Origin of the sequence: Alteromonas sp. D210916BOD_24, from assembly GCF_047159385.1 — a bacterium.
Classification (GTDB): domain Bacteria; phylum Pseudomonadota; class Gammaproteobacteria; order Enterobacterales; family Alteromonadaceae; genus Alteromonas.
The window spans coordinates 949,180-974,432 of sequence record NZ_AP038333.1 but is presented as its reverse complement, the minus strand read 5'-3'; the positions used below and the strand labels follow the sequence as shown (position 1 = coordinate 974,432).

Genomic DNA, 25,253 nt, shown 5'->3' with positions numbered 1-25,253 from the left:
TAAATGAAAAACAAAAATAACAATAAAAATCAACTAGTTAAAATATAAGTATAAATTTACATAAGTAGTTATTGAACAACATACGTACAATTACACAGTATTAATAGCCTCGCCAGCCTTAAACGGTTAAGATATATCCAGATAGTGATGATGTTCTCCCATAAACATTCCTTATCTTTGATACCCAGTGACTTGCTGGGTATTTTTTTGCCTGTAAGAAAGTCATCTGTCAGCAATCGAAATCCAACCAGAGTACCAGAGCCCGGCTTAGGATCGTCACGCCCTATTACTACCTATGTACTATTTTACGCAAATTATTCACCAAGATCAGTTAAGATCTCTTCTAATGTTGCGCTATCTATAGGGCGTGCTTTTAAAACGTACAAAATCTGTAGCAGCAAATCCGCCCCCATAATTCCTTTATTTACTTTATTGCGCAGATTATCAGCACTCTGCTCTACTCCTATCTCAAGAAGCCGTTGACTTAAAGCTTGATACTTAACTCCGCGAACTGACATTTCTGATTTGACTATTCGCGCCACAGTTTGTCGCCAGGCATTTTTTGCGCTCAACCCATTCTCCAATTACCCATATGTGACTTATATTTTACAAAAAAACATTTTATTACACTTAAAGAGTTTATTTGTTATTGACGATTATGGCACAAAGGCACTACACTGCAAGTCAAGATATTGGCGTGATTGTAAATAGCCGTTACAGTAATACGTCTTGATAATTCAAGATTCATCGCGATATATCACTGCACGGTAAACTGTATTCAATAACGACATTATCGCTTCCATAACGAAAGGAGACTGGTATGAGCTGGGAACTAGAAAGCATCGAGACACTTCTCAATAAGCACGATGACTTTGTGGTAACACGTGAAGATAATTGCTTACTTATTGCAGGTCAGGATGGCATAGATGCTTGGCTAGCGATTAGTGGCGAACAAATTATAGTGGAAAGTTTGTTATTCGCCGCTTCTGAAGTGAAAGACAAACCTGCCCTTGATCATGAAATCCTTTCTTCTCACATGGTATTTCCCCTCACTACCGTTGGTATTTCTACCATAGGTGGAGAAGAATATTACACCGCGTTTGGCGCACTTAGTGCTCAATCGAAGGGTGAAAGTATCGTTATAGAAGTCGAAACCCTGTTTCAGAATGTTGCATCTTTCCTAGATGCTTACGAAACACACCTTAAATAACAGTTACTTCTAAGGAGAAGCAAATGTCAGTGTGGAAAAAGTTAGTTACCGCTGTAAAAGGTGGCGCAACCGAAGCGGCGCAGTCTGTGGTAGACAGTCAAGCGATTCGAATTCTGGAACAAGAAATCAGAGAAGCCAAAGAAGAATTACGCAAGTCAGATCACGCCCGTACTCAAATTTTGGCCAAGTGCAAACTCTCTCAACAAAAGGTAGATAGCTTCAACGCGTCTATTGCTGAGTATGAAGCCCATGCCCGTAAAGCGGTGGATAGTGACCGCCAACTGGCTTTAGATTGTGCGCAGAAAGTATCTGAGTTAAAAGAAGAACGGGATCAGGAGCAAACCTATCTCGACCAATTTCAGCAATCTGAAAAGCAATTGGCACAAAATATACAGCAAGCTAAAGCAAACCTGCGCCGTCTAGAGCAACAGGTTGATATGGTGAAAGCTACGGAAAGTGTTCAAAAAGCCCAGGTAGCGGTATCTTCCCGTCATATGGGAGCTAACAGCAAAATGAAAACAGCGACTGAGTCTTTGTCGCGTATTCAGGAAAAACAAAAAATGCGCAACGCTGAGTTGCAAGCCGCTGAAGAACTCGCTAACAACGAGTCAAGCAGTGACTTAGAAAAACGCTTGGCTGAAGCGGGAATTAAAGGTGGGAAAACGTCAGCTGATGACGAGTTAGCCCGTATTTTAGGCAAGTAATTGTCATTTAATTGATGAAGTTAACGGGAGCCTAGGCTCCCGCTTCGTTTTTAGAAAGTGATGATCCACGCTTTGTTACATATAACAATTAGACAATTCAACAACATCTAGGCAGAGTAAGGACACGCATAACAAGGGCCGTTTCTTTTATGTCTTCATGGATAAAACTGCGTAAAGTCATGCTGCAATATTTTGCAGAATCACGTTGGTACACCATATTAGGTGCCACCGTATTTTACGCCGCTTCAAGCTACTGGTTATTATTCGCTGCAGGTGAGCGCGACTTAATCGCCAATGTCGACTTTTTATATTGGCTTGCCGTCACTGCTTCAACAGTAGGGTATGGCGACCTCTCCCCCGTCACATCATCAGGCAAACTCATCGTTGCGCTCTATGTTATCCCGCTGGGTTTGAGTATATTCGCCATGGTCATAGGGCGAATTGCAGCATGGGTATCTGAACAATGGAAAAAAGGGTTAATGGGTATGAATAGCGTTCACTTAGACAAACATATTTTGGTAATTGGTTGGAATGAGCATCGGACTATGCTGCTGTTGAACCTATTACTTCGCGAACGCGACGCCATGCCCGAGCGACCGGACATTGTGCTTTGTGTGAAAGCCGATATTGCCAACCCACTTCCCGGGGTGATTGAGTTTGTTAAAGTTGACTCGTTTAATAAAGACGATGATATGAATAGAGCTTGTGTGGCAAGTGCCAGCACCATTCTTATCGACAACCCTCAAGACGACGTCACAATGACCACGGCGCTTTACTGTACCAAACGCAACCCTGATGCCCATCAGGTAGCCTATTTTGAAGATGATAGTCTAGTGGCATTATTACAAGAACATTGCCCGAAAGTGGAATGCACGCCCAGTGTTTCCGTTGAGATGCTAGCGAAAGCGGCATTTGATCCAGGCTCGAGTATGCTGCATCACGATTTGTTGAGTGTCGAAGAAGGACAAGCGCAATTTTCCGTAAGCATTCCCGAGAACAGCCCCGCTATTTCGGTTGAGAAGTTATTTACCAACTTAAAGCGCAAACACGATGCCATTTTTATTGGTTATGCGCCTGATGGGCAAGTTAAAGCCATGGTGGTAAACCCACCGCTGGAAACATCGCTCAATCCGGGGGATACGTTATTTTATATTGCAGAACGTCGCATCCACGCCATTGATTGGTCTTCTCTGGGTACTCATTAAGAGGCTTTAACTATGTTCAGTAAATTATTTAAAAAGTCGACACCTAAAACGCCCAAAGCACCTGAAATTATGGGCCTCTACTTAGGAGGCTCATTTGAATTAGACCACTTAAAGTTATCTTTACTCGAGCCTGAACTGACCATTGATAGCGCCGCGCGCTCTCAACTGATTCAGGCGGTAGGCGAAGCGCATTTGGATACAGGTGGCAGCATGTTGCGTTTTTATACCGACGATGACGCTTTTTTACAGGTAGTGCTAGATGGTGGAACGTCAGAAAATCACATTACCGATGTCAAACTATGGCATTTTTACGATACCCAAACCATTGGTAACGAAGCACAGTGGAATACTTGTCTAAACACGATGATCAGCCAACCGACCTACACCTTGGAAGGAAAAGTCTTTACCCGCGTATGGGAAGCCGTTGGCAGTGAATCTCCACCGGTTGCGGTGACTGAAACCACCTATGAAGAGGATGGCGATGTGAGTACGACCGACCAGTTTATGATGCTCTATGAACGTCCTTTAGATAATGACAGAGTGGAAACTTTACTTGTGGTGGGAGAAGAAAAACAAGTCGGCAATAACTTGGACAGATGCTTGGTCATTTCCACCGGGTTTGATATCCAACCCGCAGACATCACTATTAACGGTTAATAAATAAAAGGATTAAAACATGGATTCTATAATGCAATCGCTGGCAGGCCTTGATAATTTTGCACTGTACTTCGGCCTATCAATCGTATTCTTATTTATTTTTAAACTGGCCTATGCATTAGTGACTCCCCACGATGAATGGAAACTCGTGAAGGAAGAACAAAATGTATCTGCCGCCATTGGTTTTGGTGGTGCAATTATTGGCTTCGCCATTGCTTTAGGTAGTGCAGCGTCGAATTCTGTCGCGATTGTAGACTTTGTGATCTGGGCCGCTGTCGCGCTAGTAGCGCAATCACTGGCGTTTGCTATTTTACGCTTTACGTTTATGCCCAAAATTGCCGAAAGAATTAATAATAACGAAGTGTCTGCTGGAGTCATGCTTGCGTGTATATCTGTTGCGGTTGGCCTTCTAAATGCAGCGTGTATGACGTATTAGGGGCATATGATGACACATATCAACAAAACCCCAGGCACTAAGCGGTCAAAACATATTGACTTATCCCGTATGCGCAAAGCATTCAGTGTCAAACCCATCGCCTTAAGTGTGGCCAGTGTCATGCTTAGCGCCTGTGGTGGCGAAAAAGAAGACGCCACCATCTATACCTCGTTGGAAGATTGCAAACAGGACTTTCCCGATGCAGTGCAGCGCTGCGAAGCTGCCTATCAAACCGCACTTGACGAAGCGATGCGCACCAGCCCGCGTTTTAACTCAGAATATGACTGTGAATACGAATTTGGGCCAAACCAATGTCAGCAAGTAAATCACAATAGCGGCAGCTTCTTTATGCCATTTATGGCAGGTTATATGGTGAGCTCCCTACTCTCCCCTAACCGCTATTACTCACAACCACTTTACACATCGTATTCTTATAATTCGCCATTTCGTTCACGCTGGATTACGGCAGACGGCTATGTGTTTGATGGTGATATACGCAAGCGTAACTACCGCGTTAACAAGGATGTATACAAACCCAAACCCACCGTGAACCGTACGATTAAGCGCGGAGGATTTGGCAGTAGTGTACGGGCGAAATCATCGTGGGGTAGCAGCAGTCGCAAAGGTGGCTGGGGCGGCTAATTATGTTTAGAATGCCATGTCAGCCTCGAAGGGATTGGCAACAGCGGGCAAGTCAATATGGTTTCCACTTTCACACCATGTATGGCGAACCCTACTGGGACGAAAGTGCTTACTATCAGTTTTCACTTGAACAGATAGAAAAGGATCTTGAAACGCCCACCGCCGAACTTCACCAAATGTGTTTGGCAGTCGCAGATGAAGTGATCCACAACGACGCCCTTCTTACGCGTTTCTGCATCCCTGAACTCCACTGGGACTTAATTAAGGAAAGCTGGTCTCAACGGGATCCCAGCCTATATTCACGTCTTGATCTTGTCTATAAAGGTAGTGGGCCTGCGAAACTACTCGAAAACAATGCTGATACACCGACCAGCCTTTATGAATCGGGCTTCTGGCAATGGCTTTGGCTTGAAGAACTGGTTGATAGAGGCCAGTTAGCAAGACAAGCGGATCAGTTTAATAGTCTTCAGGAAAAGTTGGTCCATCGTTTCAAAGAAATTGCCATTCAGTTAAACATACGTCAACTCCACATGGCATGCTGCAAGGATACAGATGAAGACAGAGGGACAGTGCAATATCTGCAAGACTGCGCGCGCGAAGCCGGGCTTTGTACTGACTTTGTTTTTGTGGAAGATATAGGTTTAGCAGACACTGGGGTATTTACAGACTTACAGAATAATCCCATAACTGACTGCTTTAAGCTCTACCCCTGGGAATTTATGCAACGGGAAGAGTTTGGCGATGCGCTCCTTGATGCGGGTGTAAACTGGATTGAGCCACCGTGGAAATCAGTACTTTCAAATAAGGCGTTACTGCCTCAGCTATGGAAACAATTCAAAGGTCACCCTAACTTACTGCCTGCTTACTTTTCTGACGAGATAGACAGCACACACTTAACCGGCAAATGGATTAAAAAGCCCCTTTACTCGCGAGAAGGCGCCAATATCGCCTTGATAGAGAATGGCCAGGAGCGAACGTTAAGCGAAGGGCCTTATGGAGAAGAAGGCTTTATTGTGCAAGCCTTTGAACCATTACCTGTGTTTGATGGTAACCATACTCTAATAGGGAGCTGGCTAGTAGACGACATGCCTGCAGGCATTTCTGTCAGAGAAGACAAGTCGTCTATTACACAGGACTTGTCTCGCTATTTACCGCATATCATTCTTTAGGGATTGTTAAGGAGTCTCAATGAAGCCCCTTTCGTTTCAAATAAGGGTACTACTTACGCTTGGTGCATTGCTCATTGCTATTGAAATTGCAAATTTATTGTCGGGCAATGCCCTCAATAAATTTGGCGTAGTGCCGCGTTCGCTTGAACACATACCCTACATTTTCACAGCGCCCTTTTTACATGGCAATCCCACCCATTTAATGGCGAACTTGCTTCCCCTTTTGCTGTTTATGTGGCTGACCATGCAATGGGGTAAACGCACTTTTGTACTTGCCACGTTAAGCGCGCTGATAATTGGTGGAGTAGGTGTGTGGCTATTTGCCCGAAGCGCCACGCATATTGGTGCAAGCGGGATGGTGTACGGCTATTTTGGTTTTCTCGTCTTAGCCGGTTTTCGAGGAAATAAGTTTCGATATCTACTCATTTCCTTGGTGGTAGCTGCGTTGTATGGTGGTTTGTTACTCGGCGTACTCCCCTCGTCCAAATTTATTTCCTTTGAATATCATCTTTTTGGCTTTATTGGTGGTTTATTTGCCGCATGGCACTGGGCACGCTAATTAGATCCCGTATAATTACACTTAACCTAAGACGTTATAAGCACTTATGTCAGCAGTAAAACAACCATCACAAAAAAACCAGGGGTTCTTTGGCAACCTCGCATTCAACATTATTATTCCTGTGGTGATAATGAGTTATGCCAGTTCTGAGGATTACTTAGGACCAGCATGGAGTATAGTCGCCGCGTTAAGTTTTCCAATTGGCTACGGCTTGTGGGATTTAAAAGAGTCAGGAAAAATAAATGGTTTTTCTGTGCTGGGTATTGTCAGTGTTTTGCTTACCGGCGGCTTCAGTTTACTTAAACTACCTGCAGAATACATTGCAATTAAAGAAGCGGCTATTCCCGGACTTATTGGTATTGCAGTACTTGTCACTCAATATTCCAATAAACCCTTGGTTAAAATGCTGATCCTCAATGACCAAATTATCAATTGGCCTCACTTAAACGACGTTCTCGATGCAAAAGGTAAACAGGCGGAATTTCGAAAGAAAATTGCTGTCAGTTCGTATATCGTAGCGAGCTCTTTCTTTTTATCATCGGCGCTTAACTATATTTTAGCTAAGATGATCCTTGTCAGTGAGCCAGGTACTACGGCCTATACAGAAGAACTTGGGCGGATGACTGCACTTAGCTACCCCGTTATCGTTATTCCCAGCATGATTTTGCTTATTGCAGCGCTTTGGTACTTATTTTCCCAGATAAAAAGTATTACGGGTGAAGAACTCGACAACTTTATTAACCAGTAGGCATTGCTAAAAAGAGTGCGTATCCGCGCGCTCTTTTAACCCTATATTTACTGCGTTACACGCCCTAGTAAATTGACCAGTTTATGCGCTCGCTCAAAGAGGTCAGTGCGGCAACGCCCAATTGTGAGTTGCCCACACTATTAAGGGCTGGAGAAAAAACGCATATTGAAAAACGTCTGGGAACCACAGCGACAATCCCCCCTCCTACACCACTTTTACCCGGCAACCCTACTTTAAACGCAAAACTTCCTGCTTCGTCATACATGCCACTGGTTGCCAATAGCGCATTGACTTGCTTAGTTTGCAAAGGTGAAAGTATCTTGCCATTGGCACAAGAGGACATGCCGCTGTTGGCAAGAAAGCTTGTCGCTCTAGCTAAATCTTCACAATTCATCTCAAGGGCACAATTGTGAAAGTAATTTCGCAATACATCTTCAACTTCATTTTCAAAATTGCCATATGACTTCATCAAATACGCCATAGCGGCATTTTTAGCACGGTGCTCATACTCAGATTCAGCTACCACCTTATTTACCACTATATTTTTATTACAGGACAAGCGTCTAACAAAATCCCGCATCGCTATATAAGGCGATGCAAAACGCGATTGCACCATATCACTGACGACTAATGCACCGGCGTTAATAAATGGATTTCTTGGAATGCCATTTTCATATTCAAGCTGAACTAAAGAGTTAAAAGGCAACCCCGATGGTTCGCACCCTACACGCTCCCACATTTCCTCACCGTAGTAGTTAATTGCCAGTACCAAGTTAAACACTTTAGAAATACTCTGAATTGAAAAAGGTACTTTTGCATCACCAATTGAGGTTATTTCACCTTTGGTATCGCAAACAGCAATGCCAAACTGATGAGGATTGACTGATGCTAGGGCGGGTATGTAATCTGCGACTTTACCCGTGCCAAGCATAGGCTTCACTTCTTCATAGATATCCTGAAGTAAGGTATTCATGTCGCTGTTCATAAATGGTACTCATCCTCTAACGGCTATTGCATTGATGGTTAAACACGGGTTATAGGTGTTTAGGTCCGGTATAAACATAAAAATAAAGCGCCATATTAAGCGCTTTATTAGATGATTATGTGTGGGCAAGGTTAATTACAGCGCCAGTCTTCTTTAAAATCACACAAACCATCATCTGGTTTTTCTTCACTACTATTTATTTCTATATTAGTAGTGACTTGTTTCTGAGGAGAAAGGCTTTGCAACGTTGATTTTTTGTCCATAAAAGCAAAGAATTGTTTAGCGATATCAGTGTTGTCTATCTGACCCATAAAGCGTGTGTATCCTGCACCGAAGGCAAACACTTCAACATCTACCCCAGTATGGCCAGTAGTCGTCCACCCGGTATTCGTTTTACTGTCTAAAAACCCTTTTATCGCATTGAAGCGGATCTCAATATCTTGATCTGCCACGCTATCAAGCGTAGCCAGTTCTTCGTCGGTAAGCGCTAAGCCTAGTTGTGACGCCACATAATCTGATGGGCTATCTTGTGTAGACATAGCCTGAGCAATGGTCGCTACCGATGCTTTTAGGTTTTTGAGGTACTCGGGACTCCATCGATAATCACCATGGGCACCAATAGTCAGTCCCCCAGTACTGTGATCAGCAGTTAGCACCACCAGGGTGTCGGGGTGTGAAGCAACATAGTCTTTGAGGTATTCAATTGTTAATGCTAAATCGTGCATCTCTGCCATTGCAGAAGCGATGTCGTTTGCGTGACCCGCCCAATCAACCTGACTTGCCTCAACGAGCAGAAAAAAACCATTGTCATTTTCCAAATGTTTAATGGCGTGCTTCGTCATATACTGCAGGCGATTTTTGCGCGTGTCATCTAATACAGCGGGTAACGCCACTGGCGCGAATAACCCCAACACATTGCTACCTGCAGGGAGAGAAGCTAAACGGTTATATGAATCCGCATATTCGTAGCCCGCGTCGATAAACTGCGCCAGAATATCCCGGTCTTCCCGCTCGAAATAGCTAGTTCCACCGCCTAACATTACATCAGCGACTAATGCGCCATTCACGCGTACATCAAAAAAGTCTTCTGCAATTTCGTTATAATTTTTTCGGCTTTCATTATGCGCAATATAGGAAGCTGGTGTGGCATGTACAATTTGTGAGGTGACCGCCAGTCCTGTACGCATACCCTTACTTTTTGCGAAGTATATCACAGACTGTAACGGCTTTTTGTCCACATCAACGCCAATTGCGCCGTTGTAAGATTTGACGCCTGTGGCAAGCGCTGTCGCAGCAGCAGCTGAATCTGTGACATAGCCGGAAACCTGAGCAGGATATGTCGATGCATTACCTACTAAAATATCGTCAAAGACTACATTCTCAATATATGGGGTTGAAACATCATCAACATAATTGCGATATGCGGTGGTGTAGGCTGGCCCCATGCCGTCTGCCACGACCATGATAATGTTCTTGGGTAATGTATTTTGATTTGGTGCGGACGTCTTAGGTACGTCTTCAGTCAAACCACAGCTGGCAAGAAAAGCCACTGACGCGCATGCCAATGTCGATACGCGAACAAATTGTTTAATCATGTAAACTTCCCTGAGTATTGGGTATCGCCCCTAATAGCTTTTGAGTTGAGGCAATGAGAACAATAAAATCTGATACTTAGTGTAAAGCAGGTCCCCTTCATCCTCAAAGGTTTCTGACAATTTAACTCATGGAGATGAACCTTTCACAATAAGCAGTCCCGCTGAGCAGCGGGAACTTGAATGCTTAAGTGGCTATTTTTTTGCGGTGAGGTACTCTCGCATCCTTTGTTGTGCGACGTCCACTAGCATGTCAGGCTGAAACTTGGAAATAAAACGATTACAACCTACTTTTTCTACCATCGCATCGTTAAAGCTACCACTGAGTGACGTGTTTAGAGCGATAAATAAATCGCTCATACGCGGGTCATCTCTTACCTCTGAGGTAAGTCGATAACCATCCATTTCAGGCATTTCGGCGTCAGTAAACATAAGCAAAATTTCATCAGACGGCCGCTTGCCCTCATCAGCCCACTTCTTCAATAGTCGCAATGCTTCAGCGCCATTTTTTCGCTCTATAATCGATACCCCTAATTGCTCAAGAGTATCCTTGATTTGTTTACGCGCCGTACTTGAGTCATCAACAATGAGTACTTTCTTACCCTGAAAATGATTGACGATTTCAGTATCAAGCACCTCTTCAGAAATTGATGTGTCATAATCAATGATTTCGGCAAGTACTTTTTCTACATCAATGATCTCAACGAGTTCTGATTTACCCTCAACATTCACCTGAGTGATAGCGGTTAGATAGTTAGACTTACCAATCCCTGACGGAGGCGGCTGAATATCCCCCCAGGATGTGTTCACAATGCTTTTGACTTCACCAATAATAAAGCCCTGCACGCTGCGGTTGTACTCAGTGATGATTACATTTCTGGCGAAGTCCTCAGCCACATTTCCACGCATTTTAATGGCTTGGCGAAGATCGATGATAGGAATTGAACTTCCACGATAGTTCATTATGCCCTTGAGGTTGTAGTGAGAGCCTGGCATAACATTAAGTTTAGGGACGTTAATCACTTCCTTAATTTTAAAGACATTCATTGCGAAGACATGCCGTGTGCCTAATTGAAACATTAAGAGCTCAAGCCTGTTTTCGCCTACAAGCTTAGTTCGTTGATCGACAGACGACAGTACACTGTTACTCATACCACTCACTTTTCTTTAAAAATCAATATACTTGAGATTATACACCCAGCGTTATAGCGACAATTTACCTTGTGCAACACAACATGGCTATTACTCTTTTTGGTAATGAAGCGATTCATCACAAGTGCAGGACGTGACATAAGTCACTATCCCCAATAACAGCGTAGCCAATGTCTGGGAAATTATCCTCTTTTAGCACTAACATTTTATTGTCGCTAATACGGTCATCTCGACTCAACAACGTGACACGACACTCAGCCACCAACATTCACACAATAAATGACCGTAATGCAAATTATATATTTCTATTATTCGCCGTTGGGAACTAGGATGAAATGGAACTCACGGGAACGCCCTACAGCGTAAACGCAAACAACGTTAAGTATTTTAATTATAGTCGGGAGAGACGCTCATGTCGCAATATCAACAAGACATTGATAACTTCGCCACATTAAAAGCAGCACAAAACGGTACCTGGGAAGGTATCAACCCAGAATTCGCTGCCCGCATGAAAATTCAGAACCGTTTCAAAACCGGTTTAGACATCGCCCGTTACACGGCAAGTATCATGCGCAAGGACATGGCTGAATATGACGCAGACTCGTCTCAGTACACGCAGTCGTTAGGGTGCTGGCACGGTTTCGTTGGTCAACAAAAAATGCTATCTGTTAAAAAGCATCAAGGTACAACAAACAAAAGTTACCTTTACCTTTCTGGCTGGATGGTAGCAGCACTTCGTTCTGAGTTTGGCCCGCTTCCAGACCAATCTATGCACGAGAAGACATCTGTTTCGGCATTAATTGAAGAGCTTTATACCTTCCTTCGCCAAGCTGACGCACGTGAATTGGGTGACCTTTTCCACAAACTTGACGACGCGAAGAAAAACGGCGGTGATGTAGCGGCTATTCAAGCGGAAATTGACAACTACGAAACTCACGTGGTTCCAATTATTGCTGACATCGACGCAGGCTTTGGTAACGAAGAAGCAACGTACCTACTTGCAAAGCAAATGATTGAAGCTGGTGCATGCTGTATCCAAATTGAAAACCAAGTATCAGATGCTAAGCAATGTGGTCACCAAGACGGTAAAGTAACCGTGCCACACGAAGACTTTTTAGCGAAGATTAACGCAGTACGCTATGCATTCCTTGAACTGGGTGTTGATGAAGGTGTAATCGTTGCACGTACTGACTCTTTAGGTGCTGGCCTGACTCAGAAGATCCCTGTATCTACATCTGAAGGCGACTTAGCCGCACAATACAACGCTTTCCTTAAAACCACGCCTGTTGCAAGTGCTGACGAATTAAGCGAAGGCGACCTAGTCCTTAAGCAAGGTGGACAACTGGTTAAGCCAGAGCGTTTGCCCAATGGCTTGTTCCGCTTTAAAGATAACACAGGTTTTGATCGCGTAGTCCTAGACTGTGTAACATCACTTAAGCACGGTGCAGACCTGTTGTGGATTGAAACTGAGAAGCCTCACGTAGGTCAAATCGCTGAAATGGTTAATGCCATTCGCGAACAAGTGCCTAACGCGAAGCTTGTATACAACAATTCACCTTCATTTAACTGGACGCTTAACTTCCGTCAGCAAGTATTTGATGCGTGGACAGAAGAAGGCAAAGACGTATCTGGTTACGACCGTGCGAAGCTTATGTCTGCTGACTACGACGACAGTGAACTTGCCGCAGCTGCGGATGAGAAGATTAAGAGCTTCCAGGCAGATGCTGCTCGTGAAGCGGGCATCTTCCACCACCTAATTACGTTGCCGACATATCATACAACGGCGTTGTCTACCGACAATCTGGCCAAAGGTTACTTTGGTGAAGAAGGTATGCTTGCTTATGTACGCGGCGTTCAGCGCCAAGAAATTCGCCAGGGCCTAGCATGCGTTAAGCACCAAGCAATGGCAGGTTCTGACCTAGGTGATACACACAAAGAGTACTTCTCTGGTGAAGGTGCACTTAAAGCGTCTGGTGAAGATAACACCATGAACCAGTTTGACGTGTAACACAAACAGGTAATGAGTTAAACGGAAAGTATCCCAACCTTTCCAGTAGGGCACCTTCGGGTGCCCTTTTTCATTGCGTGAAGAAAGTGAATTTGCTACTCCACTTCTCATCAGCAAGGAAAGCCTTCTACACCACGTAAACCCAATCACCCTGCGTTTTTTCAAAATTATTCACACTACTTATAGCGCCCCCACCTTTAATCATCAGCAATATTTTTTCAAAAAGCATAATTAAAAGATATAAAACCATACAATCAATAACTTATTAATCTAAATTGGGGTTACTTAAGACTAAACGCTTATCTGACAAGCCATAAAAAAAGACTTATAATAGCCAGGTTTAATTCCGATTAGAAAGAGCATTAGAATAATGAATATCGCCAAGGTCGACCTTAACTTGCTAGTTTATTTAGATGTTTTACTGCGTGAAGGTAGTGTGACCAAAGCAGCGAATCAACTTAGCATCACTCAACCGGCAATGAGTAACGGCCTAAAGCGTCTACGGGATTTATTTAAAGATCCACTTCTGGTCAGAACCAGTGACGGCATGACGCCAACAAAACGGGCACTTGAACTACAGCCAATCATTCGCGATGTGTTGAGTCGGCTTGAAAGCTCTATACAACCGGAAACTGACTTCGATCCCCTCACCAGCGATAGAACATTCCGTATTATGACCAGCGATTATGCGGAAAGTACACTACTTCTAGAGTTGGTGGGTAGACTGGCAGATGCCGCTCCCAACATAACACTCGATCTTATTACTCCCAGTGACGTAACCTTTCACGATGTGGAACAAGGTAAAGTTGATATGGCGATTAACCGCTTTGACGAATTACCGCTGTCATTTCATCAAAAGGTCATATGGTATGATACGTTCAGCTGTGTGATGAGTGCCGATCACCCTCTTGTAGAAAAATGTGATTTAGAGGGGTACTTAAAGGCTCAACATATTTGGGTAAGTAAAACAGGATTTGGCGTAGGTGTAGGTATCGATCCGAATGAAGTACAAAAATTGGGATGGGTTGACGCCGAGTTAACTAAGATAGGGAAACAACGAGCCATTCGTGTATTTACCCGTCACTATCACGCTGCATTACAGATTGCTAAAAAGCAAAAATTAATAGCAACCCTTCCTAGCAAAGCCGCACGACTGTTTAAACACGACCCTGACGTTGTGATAAAAGAGCCGCCTTTTGACATCCCGCCTATCGCTTTAAAAATGGCGTGGAGTGCGCTGTTGCACCACGATGCAGGGCACATTTGGTTACGCCGTCTTATCAGTGACGTGGCCAGTGAAATGAATGCCGGCTAAACATTCACATCAACTATGACAAAGATACAAACCATAAATTAAAAAACTATCTCTATACGCACTACACTGAACCAACAGACAAATGTATAGAGGTAGTTATGCAAGGATATATCACTAGAGGCCGACTACAGGTTGCTGAGCAACTCGACAAATTTATCAACCAGCAGGCCCTACCGGGAACTGGTGTTGAAGAAAGTGCATTTTGGCAAGGCACTGAACAGCTCTTCGCAGAATTCATCCAACAAAACCGCGCGTTGTTAAACAAGCGCGAACAACTTCAACACGCTATTGACGACTACCACAAAGCTGGCAACCCCACCACCGGCACTGACTATACCGATTTTTTAAAGCGCATAGGTTATCTTGTAGAACAACCGTCTCACGTTCAGGTTAATACCACCTGTGTGGATGCAGAGATTGCCACAATGGCAGGCCCGCAACTGGTTGTGCCTATTAACAATGCGCGCTATGCATTGAATGCAGTGAACGCCCGTTGGGGAAGCTTGTACGATGCATTTTACGGTACTGACGTTATCAATAATGAAGGGGGCGCTGAAGCAGGTAAGCAATACAACCCCGTACGCGGTGCCAAAGTAGTGGCAAAGGCCAAAGCCTACCTAGACACCATGATCCCGCTTGCCAAAGGCACTCACAGTGACGTAACTGACTACAAAATAGAAACCGGTCAACTATCAATAGCACTTGCTAACGGTGATATCACCACATTGGCTAACACTGAACAATGGCAAGGCTACCAAGGGGACATCGATGCACCAAGTGCATTGTTGTTTGTTCACAACGGCCTACATTTTGAACTACAACTCGACCCTACACACCCCATAGGAAAAAGCGACCCTGCTAATGTGAAAGATGTATTGGTTGAAGCGGCCCTCACCACCATTATGGATTGCGAAGACTCAGTGGCAGCGGTTGATGCTGAAGATAAAACGCTAGTATACAGCAACTGGTTGGGCTTAATGAAAGGTACGCTAAGCATAGAAATGACCAAAGGCGGTCAGAAACTGCGTCGTTCTATGCACCAAGACAGAGTGTATAAACCTTCAAAACACGCCCATGTACAAGGGGAATTAACGCTATCAGGCAGAAGCCTGATGTTCGTGCGCAACGTGGGTCACCTTATGACCAATGACGCCATGTTATTTGACGGTGAAGCTGTGCCAGAAGGCATTATGGATGGCATCATTACATCGCTTATCGCAAAACACGATCTGTTGGGCAACGGGAAATTTAAAAACAGTCGCGAAGGCAGTATCTATATTGTAAAACCCAAAATGCACGGTCCAGAAGAAGTTGCCTTTTCAAATGCCTTATTCGCCCGCATCGAATCGATTATCGATGTGCCGCTTAACACGATAAAAATGGGCATTATGGATGAAGAGCGCCGCACCAGTGTGAATCTTCAAGCGTGTATAGCCGAAGCCAAGTCGCGAGTGGTATTTATTAACACCGGCTTTCTAGACCGAACGGGTGACGAAATTCACACGTCGATGCTTGCAGGCCCCTTCGCCGATAAAGCATCGCTTAAAGCCATGCCTTGGATAAAAGCCTATGAAACGGCCAACGTAGCAGTAGGACTGCGCTGTGGACTGTCTGGTAAAGCACAAATTGGTAAAGGCATGTGGCCTATTCCCGACCAAATGCAAAATATGATGGAGACAAAGGTTGGTCACCCCAAATCAGGTGCCAACACGGCCTGGGTGCCTTCCCCTACTGCCGCTACATTACACGCGCTGCATTATCATGATGTAAACGTATTTGATGTCCAGCAGTCACTGGATGAGCACTTTGACGGACTGAATGATATTCTTACCATCCCATTGCTTAGCGACGCCGCCACGCTGACTCGTGAAACAATTAAACGGGAAATTGACAATAACGTTCAGGGAATTTTGGGTTACGTTGTACGCTGGGTCCACCAAGGAGTAGGATGCTCAAAAGTACCCGATATCAACAATGTGGGTTTAATGGAAGATAGAGCAACACTGCGCATATCGTCTCAACACATCGCCAATTGGTTGGAACACGGTATTGTCAGTGTTGATGAGGTGAAAGCCTCATTGGCCAAAATGGCAGTGTTAGTCGATGAACAAAACGCGGGAGACGAGGAATATATTCCTATGGCTCCTGATCTTGAAAACTCCATCGGGTTTCAAGCGGCAAGCGAACTTATTTTCAAAGGTAAAGAGCAGCCAAGTGGCTATACTGAACCATTGCTTCATGCTAAACGCAGGGAAATGAAAGCAAAGTTGGCACAAGGGTAAAAAGCTTTGTGACATTACATCAGGCCTTCTCGCGTGAGCGAGAAGGTCTTTTTTATTTTCATCCTACACCTGGTAAAAATCGCGATACCAGTTTACAAATGCCTCGATACCCGTTTTAACTGTGGTCGTGGGTTGATATCCGGTGTCTTTAACCAATGCAGAGACATCAGCATACGTGTCAGGTACATCACCGGGTTGCATAGGTAACAAGTCTTTTTTGGCTTCTATCCCTAAGGCTTTTTCAAGGGTTTCAATAAAACTTAATAAGTGCACCGGGGTCTGTGCGCCAATGTTGTACACTCTGTAAGGCGCTTTACTGCTACTCGGATCCGGATTGTGACCATCCCACTGCTCATTAGGTTTAGCCACATTATCAAGGGCCCTAACAACACCTTCTACAATGTCATCGATATAGGTAAAGTCGCGGCGGTGATTGCCGTAGTTGTATACGTCTATCGTTTTCCCTTCTAAAATGGCCTTCGTAAATTTAAACAACGCCATGTCTGGCCTACCCCAAGGGCCATAAACAGTGAAAAACCTCAAACCGGTTGTCGGTAGCTGATACAAGTGGCTATAAGTATGTGCCATTAATTCGTTGGCCTTTTTAGACGCGGCATAGAGGCTTACTTGATGATCAACATTGTGTTGTTCAGAAAATGGCATAGTCTCGTTGGCACCATACACCGAGCTAGACGAAGCATAGACGAGGTGTTTGACACCTTGATGGCGACACCCTTCAAGAATATTCACAAAGCCGACTAAGTTTGAATCAACATAGGCATTGGGGTTCTCGATTGAATACCGCACGCCAGCTTGCGCGGCCAGATGCACTACTCGGTCAAAGTTATGCTCTTCAAAGAGCAACGCCATTTTGTCACGCTCCTCTACGCCCATCTTTATAAAAGTAAAGTTAGCCGCCGCATCACTTGCCTTAATTTTTTCAAGGCGAGCGTGTTTTAATTTCACGTCGTAGTAATCATTGATGTTATCAATGCCTATTACACAGTCGCCTCGGTTAATGAGGTATTGCGCTACCGCTGCGCCAATAAATCCTGCAGCTCCGGTGACTAAGATCTTCATTTTTTGTGACATCTCTATTTTCTCAATTTACCCATGATACATCGTGAAATTAGGTATTCTTGATTATTTAACATGTTGAACGCTAATGTCTTTATAGCGTGAATACAATAAAAATGTCACGATAAATGAAGTTTAGAAAAAAATGTGAGTCCACGCCATTATGTCTGTGAATATTGTTGAAAGAATCAAATTACTTCTAGGCAATCGCGCTAACATTATCAAAGAGTCACCCATCACTCAGGGCACTGAGGGCTTTGAGCAAAAAATTCTATGCCAAATAAAGGTTCGTGACACAGAATCGATTGGGTTGATTTTGAAGTTAGCCAATGAGGTGGCTGCCGATCCGGACTATGCATTTTCTATCCATCCCATCAGTACAGGTCAAAACTGGGGGTATGGCTCAGCTACACCAAACAAAAGTGACAAGCCCATTGTGGTACTCGACCTTAAGGGATTAAACGCTATTATTGATTTCGATCCAGCCAGCGGCTTGTGTACCTTGCAACCAGGTGTGACCCAACAACAGCTTTATGATTATCTACAGGAAAATGAATTACCCTTTATGGTGCCAGTAACAGGTGCCGGCCCCACATGCAGTCTCTTATCTAATGCCCTTGAACGGGGCTATGGTATTACACCGATAGCGGACCATTTTTCAGCCCTCACTCAACTAAAGGGCTATCTACCCACTGGCGACTTCTATTCTTCGTCACTCAATTGCATGGATCAGTCACAAGAAAAGTGGGTCGACAAAGCGTATAAATGGAAGCATGGTCCTTACCTCGACGGTCTATTTACCCAGTCTGGCAATATGATTGTCACCGAAGCAACGCTTTCTCTGGCGCGAAAGCCGCAAGGCTTTGACTCCTTTTATTTGCGCTTTTATGGAGAAGATAGTTTTAAAAATGCCTATGATTGCACTCAGCAACTCTTCAAACAACTCGGTGGAGTCGTTGGCGGTATAAACGTAATGGATAAAACGCGGGTGATGGCCATGGTTGCTGAAAACCCGCAGGACAAATCCTTACATAAAGTAATGACAGACGAACAAAAGGCCCGCCTGAGTGACGAACATGACATCCCTGAGTGGACTGTTGTCGGCACCCTTTATGGCAGTCAATCTATTGTAAAAGCGGCAAAGCGAGAAGTACGTACAATAAGTAAGCCATTGGCTGATAAGTGCTTTTTTGCAAACTCTCCGATTATCCATCTGGCGAGGTGGATATGTGAGCACTCCTCGTTTTCCATGTTAGCCCCCGTTAAGCGCCAGCTAGACAGTCTGACAGCCGCTACAGAAATTATGCTTGGTAAGCCCAATCAAATCGCTCTACCGCTGGCTTATTGGCGAAACCCACATGTCCCCCCTTCACAGACATCAGTGTTAAACCCTGCAAGGGATAATTGTGGATTACTTTGGTATGCACCACTTATTCCAGCCACAATTCACGCCATGCAAGATTTTGTTGCAATGGTGCGTTCAATAGCACCCAAATACAATATAGAGCCCTTAATTACTTTTACCCACGCCAGTGCATTTAATATCGACAGTACAGTACCCCTTTTATTCGATCTAACTAACCCCGACGCTAAAGAAGATGCCCATGCCTGTTTAAATGCGCTATTTGAAGCGGGTATTAAAAAGGGCTTCGTCCCCTATCGCCTAAACCTGAAGCAACAAGAACAACTCGATGCAGATGCCGTTTTTTGGCAAACAGCGGGCAAGGTTGCTAGCGCATTAGACCCTAATCAAGTACTAAGCCCAGCAAGATATAACCCGGTTTTACCGCGGATTTAATCTATTAGTCTTGCTTAGCGCGCAGCAATAAGGCGTGGACGTGTTTAACGGGAATAGCATAGCTTATTCCCGTCGGTGTACTAATTGCAGATTCTTTTCCCGCACTGATAAACACTTTATTGATTACGCCTACCACTTCGCCAGTATCGGCGAGATAAAGCGGACTACCCGAGTTTCCTGGATAGGCGGTAGCATCTAACTGATAAATGAGATCGGTATTCTCTAGACGTGACAACATATCTACAGTAAGTTGTCGCGCGTTGTGATTGGGCAAGACATCAGGTGTAATCGCCGCTACATACCCTCTATGGGTAGCAGCATATAGCCCTAATACTGCTCCAATGGGATAGCCCGTTAAGGCCACTTGCGTCCCCACTGCAACCAACTCGCTTGATTTCAAGTTAACAGGAGTTAATGCCTTTTCTATACGTAGTAGTGCCAAATCGTGTTTAGTATCTATGTGCTCAATCGACGCTTTATAAGCGTCGGGCCGTTTACCTTCACCGTGTACCACCACAAAGTGTTCCACCACACTGGGGTCTAACACCTGATCGACCACGTGGTAATTAGTCACCACCCAGCGACCGTCCCCTACGACGAACCCCGTCCCCCGAATCTGATTACCTGTGTGTTTCAACGGGCTGTATAGACCGATCGCCACCACCGATGGCGTCAATGCTTTTACTACCTCAGGGAAGTCCTCATTGTGTGCACTAACGCATAGAGGCTTTATTAAAAAAATACAGAAACCGATTAAGGAGATAATACGAGACACGCTTGCACCATATAAAAATTTCAACCACTGCCATACTATACACGAAAGCAAGAGACGCATTGATGAATATAATAATGCTGAGTCTGTGTCGTCTTAGACTATAATATAGGCAACATCTGTTACACTGATAGCTAATGGCATTACAACTTGCGAATTTAGGAAACGTGCTATGGAAGGAAAAGCCAATAAGCCAATTTTAGAACGGCTAGGGAATTTTGTTGGTCATAATAACAAACTTGGTAAAGCCATTACGGGTTATGCGAAGTACCGGGAAGCCAATCAAATTGCCACACATTTTTCTCGCTACCTACTTCCTGTTGTCGCCACAACAGAGGCAATGAAAGCACAAAGTTACCAAATTCGACATAACGTTTATTGCGAAGAACTGAAGCTAGAAGCAGAGAGGAGTAACAAACAGGAAACCGATGAATTCGACAGCTATTCCATCCCTTGTCTTATCCAACACGTTTCCACCAAGACAATGGCTGGCACTGTGAGAATGGTAAGGCCCACCACGCCAGAACAGTTACTGCCCATAGAAAAATATTGCCTAAACGCCATCTCACACTCGCCTCTGCTTCCTACACGCTTTTCGCGAGACAATATTTGTGAAATATCAAGATTGGCTATACCCGCTCAATTTAGACGAAGAAGTATGGACAAATTTGCGGGTGCCCAGTTAGGTGGGTTAAATCCAGAGACATTTTCTCAAACTGAACTGCGTTGCTTTCCATTTATTGCGGTAGGCTTATACCTCACCGCAGCAGCATTAATTATCAAGCACGATATTGAACACGTCTACGTCATGGTAGAGCCCCGACTGGCCAAAAATATGCGACTGGTAGGCATTAAATTTAAACAAATAGGGCCTGTAATCGATTATCATGGCCCTCGTGCTGCTCACCATATCGATTTACAGTCTCTTAAACACGGTTTGTCAGCAGGTTTCGCGGCTATGCGAGACGACATTATCACCAAATTATCAGTAGATGACGACGATAGCTAAACAGACCTAATAGAATATGGAAGTACTCAAACACATAGTCGTTGCGCTCACCTCTCCGTTGGTGTTTGCGTTAGTTTTATTCGTTATTGGATGGGGAATAGCGGCACTTGACTATCGCAGAGTGTCTCGCCACTTAAGAGTATTTGCGTTTGTGTGGTTAGCTATTTTCTCCCAATCCTATACAAGTAACCTCCTTCTCCACCCTCTTGAACACGGTACACAAATTACCATGTCGTCTGAGCCTACGGATTATATCCATGTATTAGCCTGCTACTACATTACTTCTGGTAACATCACCGAAGTAAGCCGTTGGTCAGAATGTTCATTGCAGCGAAATGTGGAGGCATTTAGATTGTATAAAGCCAGTGACGACAAATCTAAAATCATCGTTACTGGAGGAAATTTTTTAGAAGATGAACAAACTATATATGCAGAAAAAGCTGTGGAATTTTTTAACTCATTAGGCGTTCCTCTTGCCGATATCATTGTATTACCCACAGGCACAACTACCGCAGAAGAAGTGAGTGCAGTGCTTAAATTTAAAAAAAATGGCAGCTTAAAGGTCGTTTCATCCGCTACGCATATGACTCGCCTCTCGCTGTTATATGCGCCTATCGGTCATGAAGTCAGCTATCAGCCGGTGGATTTTCACAGTAAAGGCAGTTTAACGCCCTTTCTCGAATTACCCTCTGTGTATGCACTTAAAAATGCACAGCACGCCTTCTATGAATACTTTGCGCTGGCAAAATTTTATCTGTTTAAGTAGTACTGACAAGGACTCATATGAATACTACCACTCCTGTCATCTGTGAAATTATCCGGCCGGCGAGTGTAGACGAGGCACTGCACATCATCAAAACAGTACATGCTTCTCATCAGCCCGTTATTTTTCTTTCTACTCCATGGCTTAGCTGCTGGCTTAACAGTCTCCCATCGTTGCCCAAGATAGTCTTGTTTAAACGAGACGAGACCCCTGTAGGCTACGCCTTATTAGGTACAAGCAAGCCATTGAGTGTACTGCCTTTTCGCGTTGCCTATCTCAATCAAAGTGGCCAGCAGCAACAGGATCAGATCTGGGTAGAGTTTAATGATCTCATTTGTGATGAAACCACGTTAAGTTTATGCATCGAAACGCTATTGACCACAGTATTTCGCCAGATGGCCTGTATAAGATTGGTCGTATCAATGTGTTCTCATCCTGAAATTTGGTCTGAGGTGTGTAAAAAAAACAATATCGAAATTGACCAAGATAGCGTAAACGCATACAAAACAATACTTCCCGAGACATGGGACGAAGAAACACTGTTTTCAGGGTTTTCCTCCAACACGCGTCAACAACTAAGACGGAGTATACGAAGTATTAGCGAGGTGTTAGGGGAAATCACAATCAACTCTGCCAGCATTAGCGAACGCACTGAATATTTAGACGCGTTGAGCGCACTTCATATCAAAAAGTGGGGCGGTACTAAAGAAGGGAGTGGGTTTGAAAATCCAATTTTTGTTCGGCACCACCAGCAGTTTATAGCCACCAACCCCAAAAGCATCAGTCTGCTGAAACTCAGTGCAGGAAACACGGTATTAGGCTACGGCTATTATCTACTGGATGGCGATTCTGCCCTTTTCTATTGCGCTGGAATCAATCAGTCGATAGAAGACAACAAAGCTAAACCCGGGTATCTTCTACATTTGTACGCCATGCGTTACTTTTGTGAACGGGGGATAAAAGTGTATGACTTCATGGCTGGCGAATTTCGATATAAACGCAGTTTAAGCAACCACGCTTACTCGATGAGTACGTTAACCATGTATAACCCTAACCCCATCGCTAAAGCCGTTGAAACCCTATGGCGCTGGCTTAAAAATAAATCATAAGGCAGTGGGTTTACATAGCTCGCGTATTTAGTCTCTGGTTTAGGTGCCGCATTTACCTTCGATATTTGACTACTTTGGCAGGATTACCGACGGCAATCGCATTTTCAGGTATATCGTCTACCACCACGGCACCTGCTGCTATCACACTGCCCGCCCCCACATTGGCCATAATTAATGCGGCATTGCCCACCCAGCAGTTTGCCCCAATGGTTACCTTTGCAAACGTACCGCCCTGATCTTTGATGGGCATAGTGTCGTCATCGAAGTTGTGTTGACCTTTCCCACTCATTACATGTACACCGCTACCTAAAAGTGTATTCTCGCCGATCGCACACTTACCAATATTGGATTGGGGACCAATGTACACGCCACGGTGAATGTCTGTATCACAATGCGAAAACAAGGTGCCAAATCCTATTAATGCATCGGGCGCGCAGTGCGTAAGTGCGAAGCGGTAAAACCCAGCTCTCAGGTAGCTGCCTATTTTGCCCGGCAGCAAAGATATCCCCTGACTAAATGCCGACAGTAATTCATCTTCGTTCGATAAGGGTTTTAAAATAAAAAACAATACAGTAACGGGTAGCATAACCAGCATGCACAGCAAGAAAAGAAAAGTCTTCAACAAGGTTTTCATAACGATTCCAAAAGCGTTTGAAGAGGCATGAGTTGCTGTTCCCAACTGTATTGTTGACGTATACAGTGAAACGCATTTTCTGCTATCACTCTGGCGTTAGCTTCGTCAACGACAGCCTTCACACACTGCTCAGCAAACGTCTTAGCGTCACTAGCCATGAGCATAGTTTCCGGTGAGGCAAAAGCTATACCTTCTGCGCCCATCGGCGTGGTGACTACCACCAAATTACACGCGGTAGCTTGCAAGACCTTATTCTGAACTCCTCTGGCAATGCGAAAAGGTGCGACAAAAGCACAGGCGCGATGGAAGTATGGAAGGATGTCTTCCACAAACCCAGTCACTTCCACCCCATCAACGTCGCCCAGTGCCTTTACTTGGTCTGTGGGATTCATTCCCGCAATAGTAAAAGTAGCATTGGGCAACTTGGATTTTATTGGAGTCCAACAGTGTTCAACAAACCAACAAACTGCATCGATATTGGGCTTGTAATCCATCACGCCAGTAAACAGAAAATTAGGAGGCTGGTTTACATGGTTATCTACCGCGGGGTAGAAGTGAGAAAAATCCATACCGTTACCTAGTACTTTAACTGGTTTTTCAGCACTTACCTTGCGATGGAATAACGCCACTTCTTCTTGAGCAATCAGAAAGGTCTGTAAAAATGTGTGATTGATTTGCGCTTCTAGTGCCTGAACTTTTTCACTTTCTCGCGTGTAAATCCACGACATAGGGAACACACTTGATGTGGCATATTGCGCCCATTTATCTGAATCGACATCCATAAAGTCCATGAGTAAATGCGCGTTACACTGAACCTTTTTCAACCCTCTAAGCGCATAGTAACCTAAGCTTGAGGCTGAAAATAATAGTACGTCCGCCTCGTGCGTCATTTTCTTTATTATCGCGTGAAACAAAGATTCGCTGTAAAAGGCTCCCACACTTAAAGGCAGACCTTTTCTGAATGCCCACAAATATCGCATTGGCTTTGCCGGCAAGGTAAAAGTGGAAACCGTGATATTGAGTGCAGCTTCAAGGGCTTTCGCGTGAGATTCATCGGCAGGAGACTCTACCAAAGTAAGGACATCCACAGAATATCCCAGTTGAACAAGTCTCTCTATTTGATGAAAAGTCCGTAATTTCTCGCCTTTATTTGGAGGATAAGGTACCCGCTGGGCGACCACAGAAATATTGAGCATTCGCGCTTTCCAAGCCTATTAAGTATGAGTCTCTTAAAGATAGTACGTTGAAGAATAAACTAAATCAAAACCAATACGCCATCATTTCTACTATTCAATGGGTTGACTCCTTGGCATACTAGCAAGTGTTGGTTAGCCCGTGCGCCTTTTTCTCATAAAGCCTTCAACGGATACCCACATACGCAATTTAGCTTAACGGTTTTATTGCAATGCCTTTAATTACGGACGAAC

Annotated in this window: 24 protein-coding genes; 16 read left to right on the top strand and 8 right to left on the bottom strand. The window is 44.3% G+C overall.

What is annotated here, in order from left to right; genetic code table 11:
* Nucleotides 1-314 precede the first annotated feature (314 nt).
* Nucleotides 315-518 (bottom strand): DUF6471 domain-containing protein, encoded by a 204-nt coding sequence (locus tag ACMCM8_RS04190; protein WP_412727614.1) that lies wholly within the window; start codon nucleotides 516-518, stop codon nucleotides 315-317.
* Nucleotides 519-820: 302 nt separating this feature from the next.
* On the opposite strand from ACMCM8_RS04190, the gene ACMCM8_RS04185 reads away from it, so the two are divergent.
* From ACMCM8_RS04185 to ACMCM8_RS04145, 9 genes are all read left to right on the top strand, one after another.
* Nucleotides 821-1,210 carry a DUF2170 family protein gene (locus ACMCM8_RS04185; RefSeq protein ID WP_412725773.1) on the top strand — a complete coding sequence of 130 codons (390 nt, stop codon included), beginning with the start codon at nucleotides 821-823 and terminating at the stop codon, nucleotides 1,208-1,210.
* A 23-nt stretch (nucleotides 1,211-1,233) separates the two neighbouring features.
* A complete protein-coding gene (locus tag ACMCM8_RS04180) occupies nucleotides 1,234-1,914 on the top strand; it encodes a PspA/IM30 family protein (RefSeq protein WP_412725771.1) in 681 nt (226 codons plus the stop codon).
* A 149-nt stretch (nucleotides 1,915-2,063) separates the two neighbouring features.
* The gene (locus ACMCM8_RS04175; RefSeq protein WP_412725769.1) at nucleotides 2,064-3,119 is read left to right on the top strand and encodes a potassium channel protein; all 1,056 of its coding nucleotides are present in this window, start codon (nucleotides 2,064-2,066) and stop codon (nucleotides 3,117-3,119) included.
* Between the two features lie 12 nt (nucleotides 3,120-3,131).
* Nucleotides 3,132-3,776, top strand: coding sequence for a YjfK family protein (locus ACMCM8_RS04170; RefSeq protein ID WP_412725767.1), 645 nt, complete (start codon nucleotides 3,132-3,134; stop codon nucleotides 3,774-3,776).
* Nucleotides 3,777-3,795: 19 nt separating this feature from the next.
* A complete protein-coding gene (locus ACMCM8_RS04165) occupies nucleotides 3,796-4,212 on the top strand; it encodes a DUF350 domain-containing protein (protein ID WP_412725765.1) in 417 nt (138 codons plus the stop codon).
* A 6-nt stretch (nucleotides 4,213-4,218) separates the two neighbouring features.
* Nucleotides 4,219-4,854 (top strand): DUF1190 family protein, encoded by a 636-nt coding sequence (locus ACMCM8_RS04160; RefSeq protein ID WP_412725763.1) that lies wholly within the window; start codon nucleotides 4,219-4,221, stop codon nucleotides 4,852-4,854.
* Nucleotides 4,855-4,856: 2 nt separating this feature from the next.
* Entirely contained in the window at nucleotides 4,857-6,023 is a 1,167-nt protein-coding gene (locus ACMCM8_RS04155) for a glutathionylspermidine synthase family protein (protein ID WP_412725761.1), read from the top strand.
* 19 nt (nucleotides 6,024-6,042) lie between these two features.
* Entirely contained in the window at nucleotides 6,043-6,582 is a 540-nt protein-coding gene (locus tag ACMCM8_RS04150; RefSeq protein WP_412725759.1) for a rhomboid family intramembrane serine protease, read from the top strand.
* 46 nt (nucleotides 6,583-6,628) lie between these two features.
* Complete coding sequence (locus ACMCM8_RS04145) at nucleotides 6,629-7,330, top strand: VC0807 family protein (protein ID WP_412725757.1); 702 nt, start codon at nucleotides 6,629-6,631, stop codon at nucleotides 7,328-7,330.
* Between the two features lie 64 nt (nucleotides 7,331-7,394).
* On the opposite strand, the gene glsB is transcribed toward ACMCM8_RS04145, so the two are convergent.
* The 3 genes from glsB to ACMCM8_RS04130 form a co-directional block, all read right to left on the bottom strand.
* Nucleotides 7,395-8,303, bottom strand: a complete 909-nt coding sequence (gene glsB, locus ACMCM8_RS04140) for a glutaminase B (RefSeq protein WP_412727612.1) — start codon at nucleotides 8,301-8,303, stop codon at nucleotides 7,395-7,397.
* A 143-nt stretch (nucleotides 8,304-8,446) separates the two neighbouring features.
* Nucleotides 8,447-9,910 carry an alkaline phosphatase gene (locus ACMCM8_RS04135; RefSeq protein ID WP_412725755.1) on the bottom strand — a complete coding sequence of 488 codons (1,464 nt, stop codon included), beginning with the start codon at nucleotides 9,908-9,910 and terminating at the stop codon, nucleotides 8,447-8,449.
* A 192-nt stretch (nucleotides 9,911-10,102) separates the two neighbouring features.
* Nucleotides 10,103-11,059: a chemotaxis protein CheV gene (locus ACMCM8_RS04130; protein ID WP_412725753.1), complete on the bottom strand. Its 957-nt coding sequence runs from the start codon at nucleotides 11,057-11,059 to the stop codon at nucleotides 10,103-10,105.
* A 412-nt stretch (nucleotides 11,060-11,471) separates the two neighbouring features.
* On the opposite strand from ACMCM8_RS04130, the gene ACMCM8_RS04125 reads away from it, so the two are divergent.
* From ACMCM8_RS04125 to ACMCM8_RS04115, 3 genes are all read left to right on the top strand, one after another.
* The gene (locus ACMCM8_RS04125; RefSeq protein ID WP_412725751.1) at nucleotides 11,472-13,067 is read left to right on the top strand and encodes an isocitrate lyase; all 1,596 of its coding nucleotides are present in this window, start codon (nucleotides 11,472-11,474) and stop codon (nucleotides 13,065-13,067) included.
* A gap of 370 nt (nucleotides 13,068-13,437) precedes the next feature.
* Nucleotides 13,438-14,382, top strand: coding sequence for a LysR family transcriptional regulator (locus ACMCM8_RS04120; protein WP_412725749.1), 945 nt, complete (start codon nucleotides 13,438-13,440; stop codon nucleotides 14,380-14,382).
* Between the two features lie 98 nt (nucleotides 14,383-14,480).
* Nucleotides 14,481-16,664 (top strand): malate synthase G, encoded by a 2,184-nt coding sequence (locus ACMCM8_RS04115; RefSeq protein WP_412725747.1) that lies wholly within the window; start codon nucleotides 14,481-14,483, stop codon nucleotides 16,662-16,664.
* 63 nt (nucleotides 16,665-16,727) lie between these two features.
* Here the strand turns inward: ACMCM8_RS04115 and ACMCM8_RS04110 are convergent, their stop codons facing one another.
* Nucleotides 16,728-17,744 carry an NAD-dependent epimerase gene (locus ACMCM8_RS04110; protein ID WP_412725745.1) on the bottom strand — a complete coding sequence of 339 codons (1,017 nt, stop codon included), beginning with the start codon at nucleotides 17,742-17,744 and terminating at the stop codon, nucleotides 16,728-16,730.
* Between the two features lie 160 nt (nucleotides 17,745-17,904).
* On the opposite strand from ACMCM8_RS04110, the gene ACMCM8_RS04105 reads away from it, so the two are divergent.
* Entirely contained in the window at nucleotides 17,905-19,539 is a 1,635-nt protein-coding gene (locus ACMCM8_RS04105; protein WP_412725743.1) for an FAD-binding oxidoreductase, read from the top strand.
* 4 nt (nucleotides 19,540-19,543) lie between these two features.
* Here ACMCM8_RS04105 and ACMCM8_RS04100 read toward each other — a convergent pair whose 3' ends face one another.
* Nucleotides 19,544-20,314, bottom strand: coding sequence for a S1 family peptidase (locus tag ACMCM8_RS04100; protein ID WP_412725741.1), 771 nt, complete (start codon nucleotides 20,312-20,314; stop codon nucleotides 19,544-19,546).
* Between the two features lie 169 nt (nucleotides 20,315-20,483).
* Between ACMCM8_RS04100 and ACMCM8_RS04095 the strand changes: the two genes are divergently transcribed.
* Genes ACMCM8_RS04095 through ACMCM8_RS04085 form a run of 3 tightly spaced genes read left to right on the top strand, consistent with a single transcriptional unit; the run spans nucleotide 20,484 to nucleotide 23,192 of the window.
* The gene (locus tag ACMCM8_RS04095) at nucleotides 20,484-21,320 is read left to right on the top strand and encodes a PEP-CTERM/exosortase system-associated acyltransferase (RefSeq protein ID WP_412725739.1); all 837 of its coding nucleotides are present in this window, start codon (nucleotides 20,484-20,486) and stop codon (nucleotides 21,318-21,320) included.
* Nucleotides 21,321-21,336: 16 nt separating this feature from the next.
* A complete protein-coding gene (locus tag ACMCM8_RS04090; RefSeq protein WP_412725737.1) occupies nucleotides 21,337-22,086 on the top strand; it encodes a YdcF family protein in 750 nt (249 codons plus the stop codon).
* Nucleotides 22,087-22,103: 17 nt separating this feature from the next.
* The gene (locus ACMCM8_RS04085; RefSeq protein WP_412725735.1) at nucleotides 22,104-23,192 is read left to right on the top strand and encodes a GNAT family N-acetyltransferase; all 1,089 of its coding nucleotides are present in this window, start codon (nucleotides 22,104-22,106) and stop codon (nucleotides 23,190-23,192) included.
* A gap of 52 nt (nucleotides 23,193-23,244) precedes the next feature.
* Here the strand turns inward: ACMCM8_RS04085 and ACMCM8_RS04080 are convergent, their stop codons facing one another.
* On the bottom strand, nucleotides 23,245-23,826 hold the full coding sequence (locus ACMCM8_RS04080; protein WP_412725733.1) for an acyltransferase: 582 nt from the start codon (nucleotides 23,824-23,826) through the stop codon (nucleotides 23,245-23,247).
* Complete coding sequence (locus tag ACMCM8_RS04075) at nucleotides 23,823-25,022, bottom strand: TIGR03087 family PEP-CTERM/XrtA system glycosyltransferase (protein ID WP_412725731.1); 1,200 nt, start codon at nucleotides 25,020-25,022, stop codon at nucleotides 23,823-23,825. The genes ACMCM8_RS04080 and ACMCM8_RS04075 overlap by 4 nt, the downstream gene beginning before the upstream one ends.
* Between the last annotated feature and the right edge of the window lie 231 nt (nucleotides 25,023-25,253).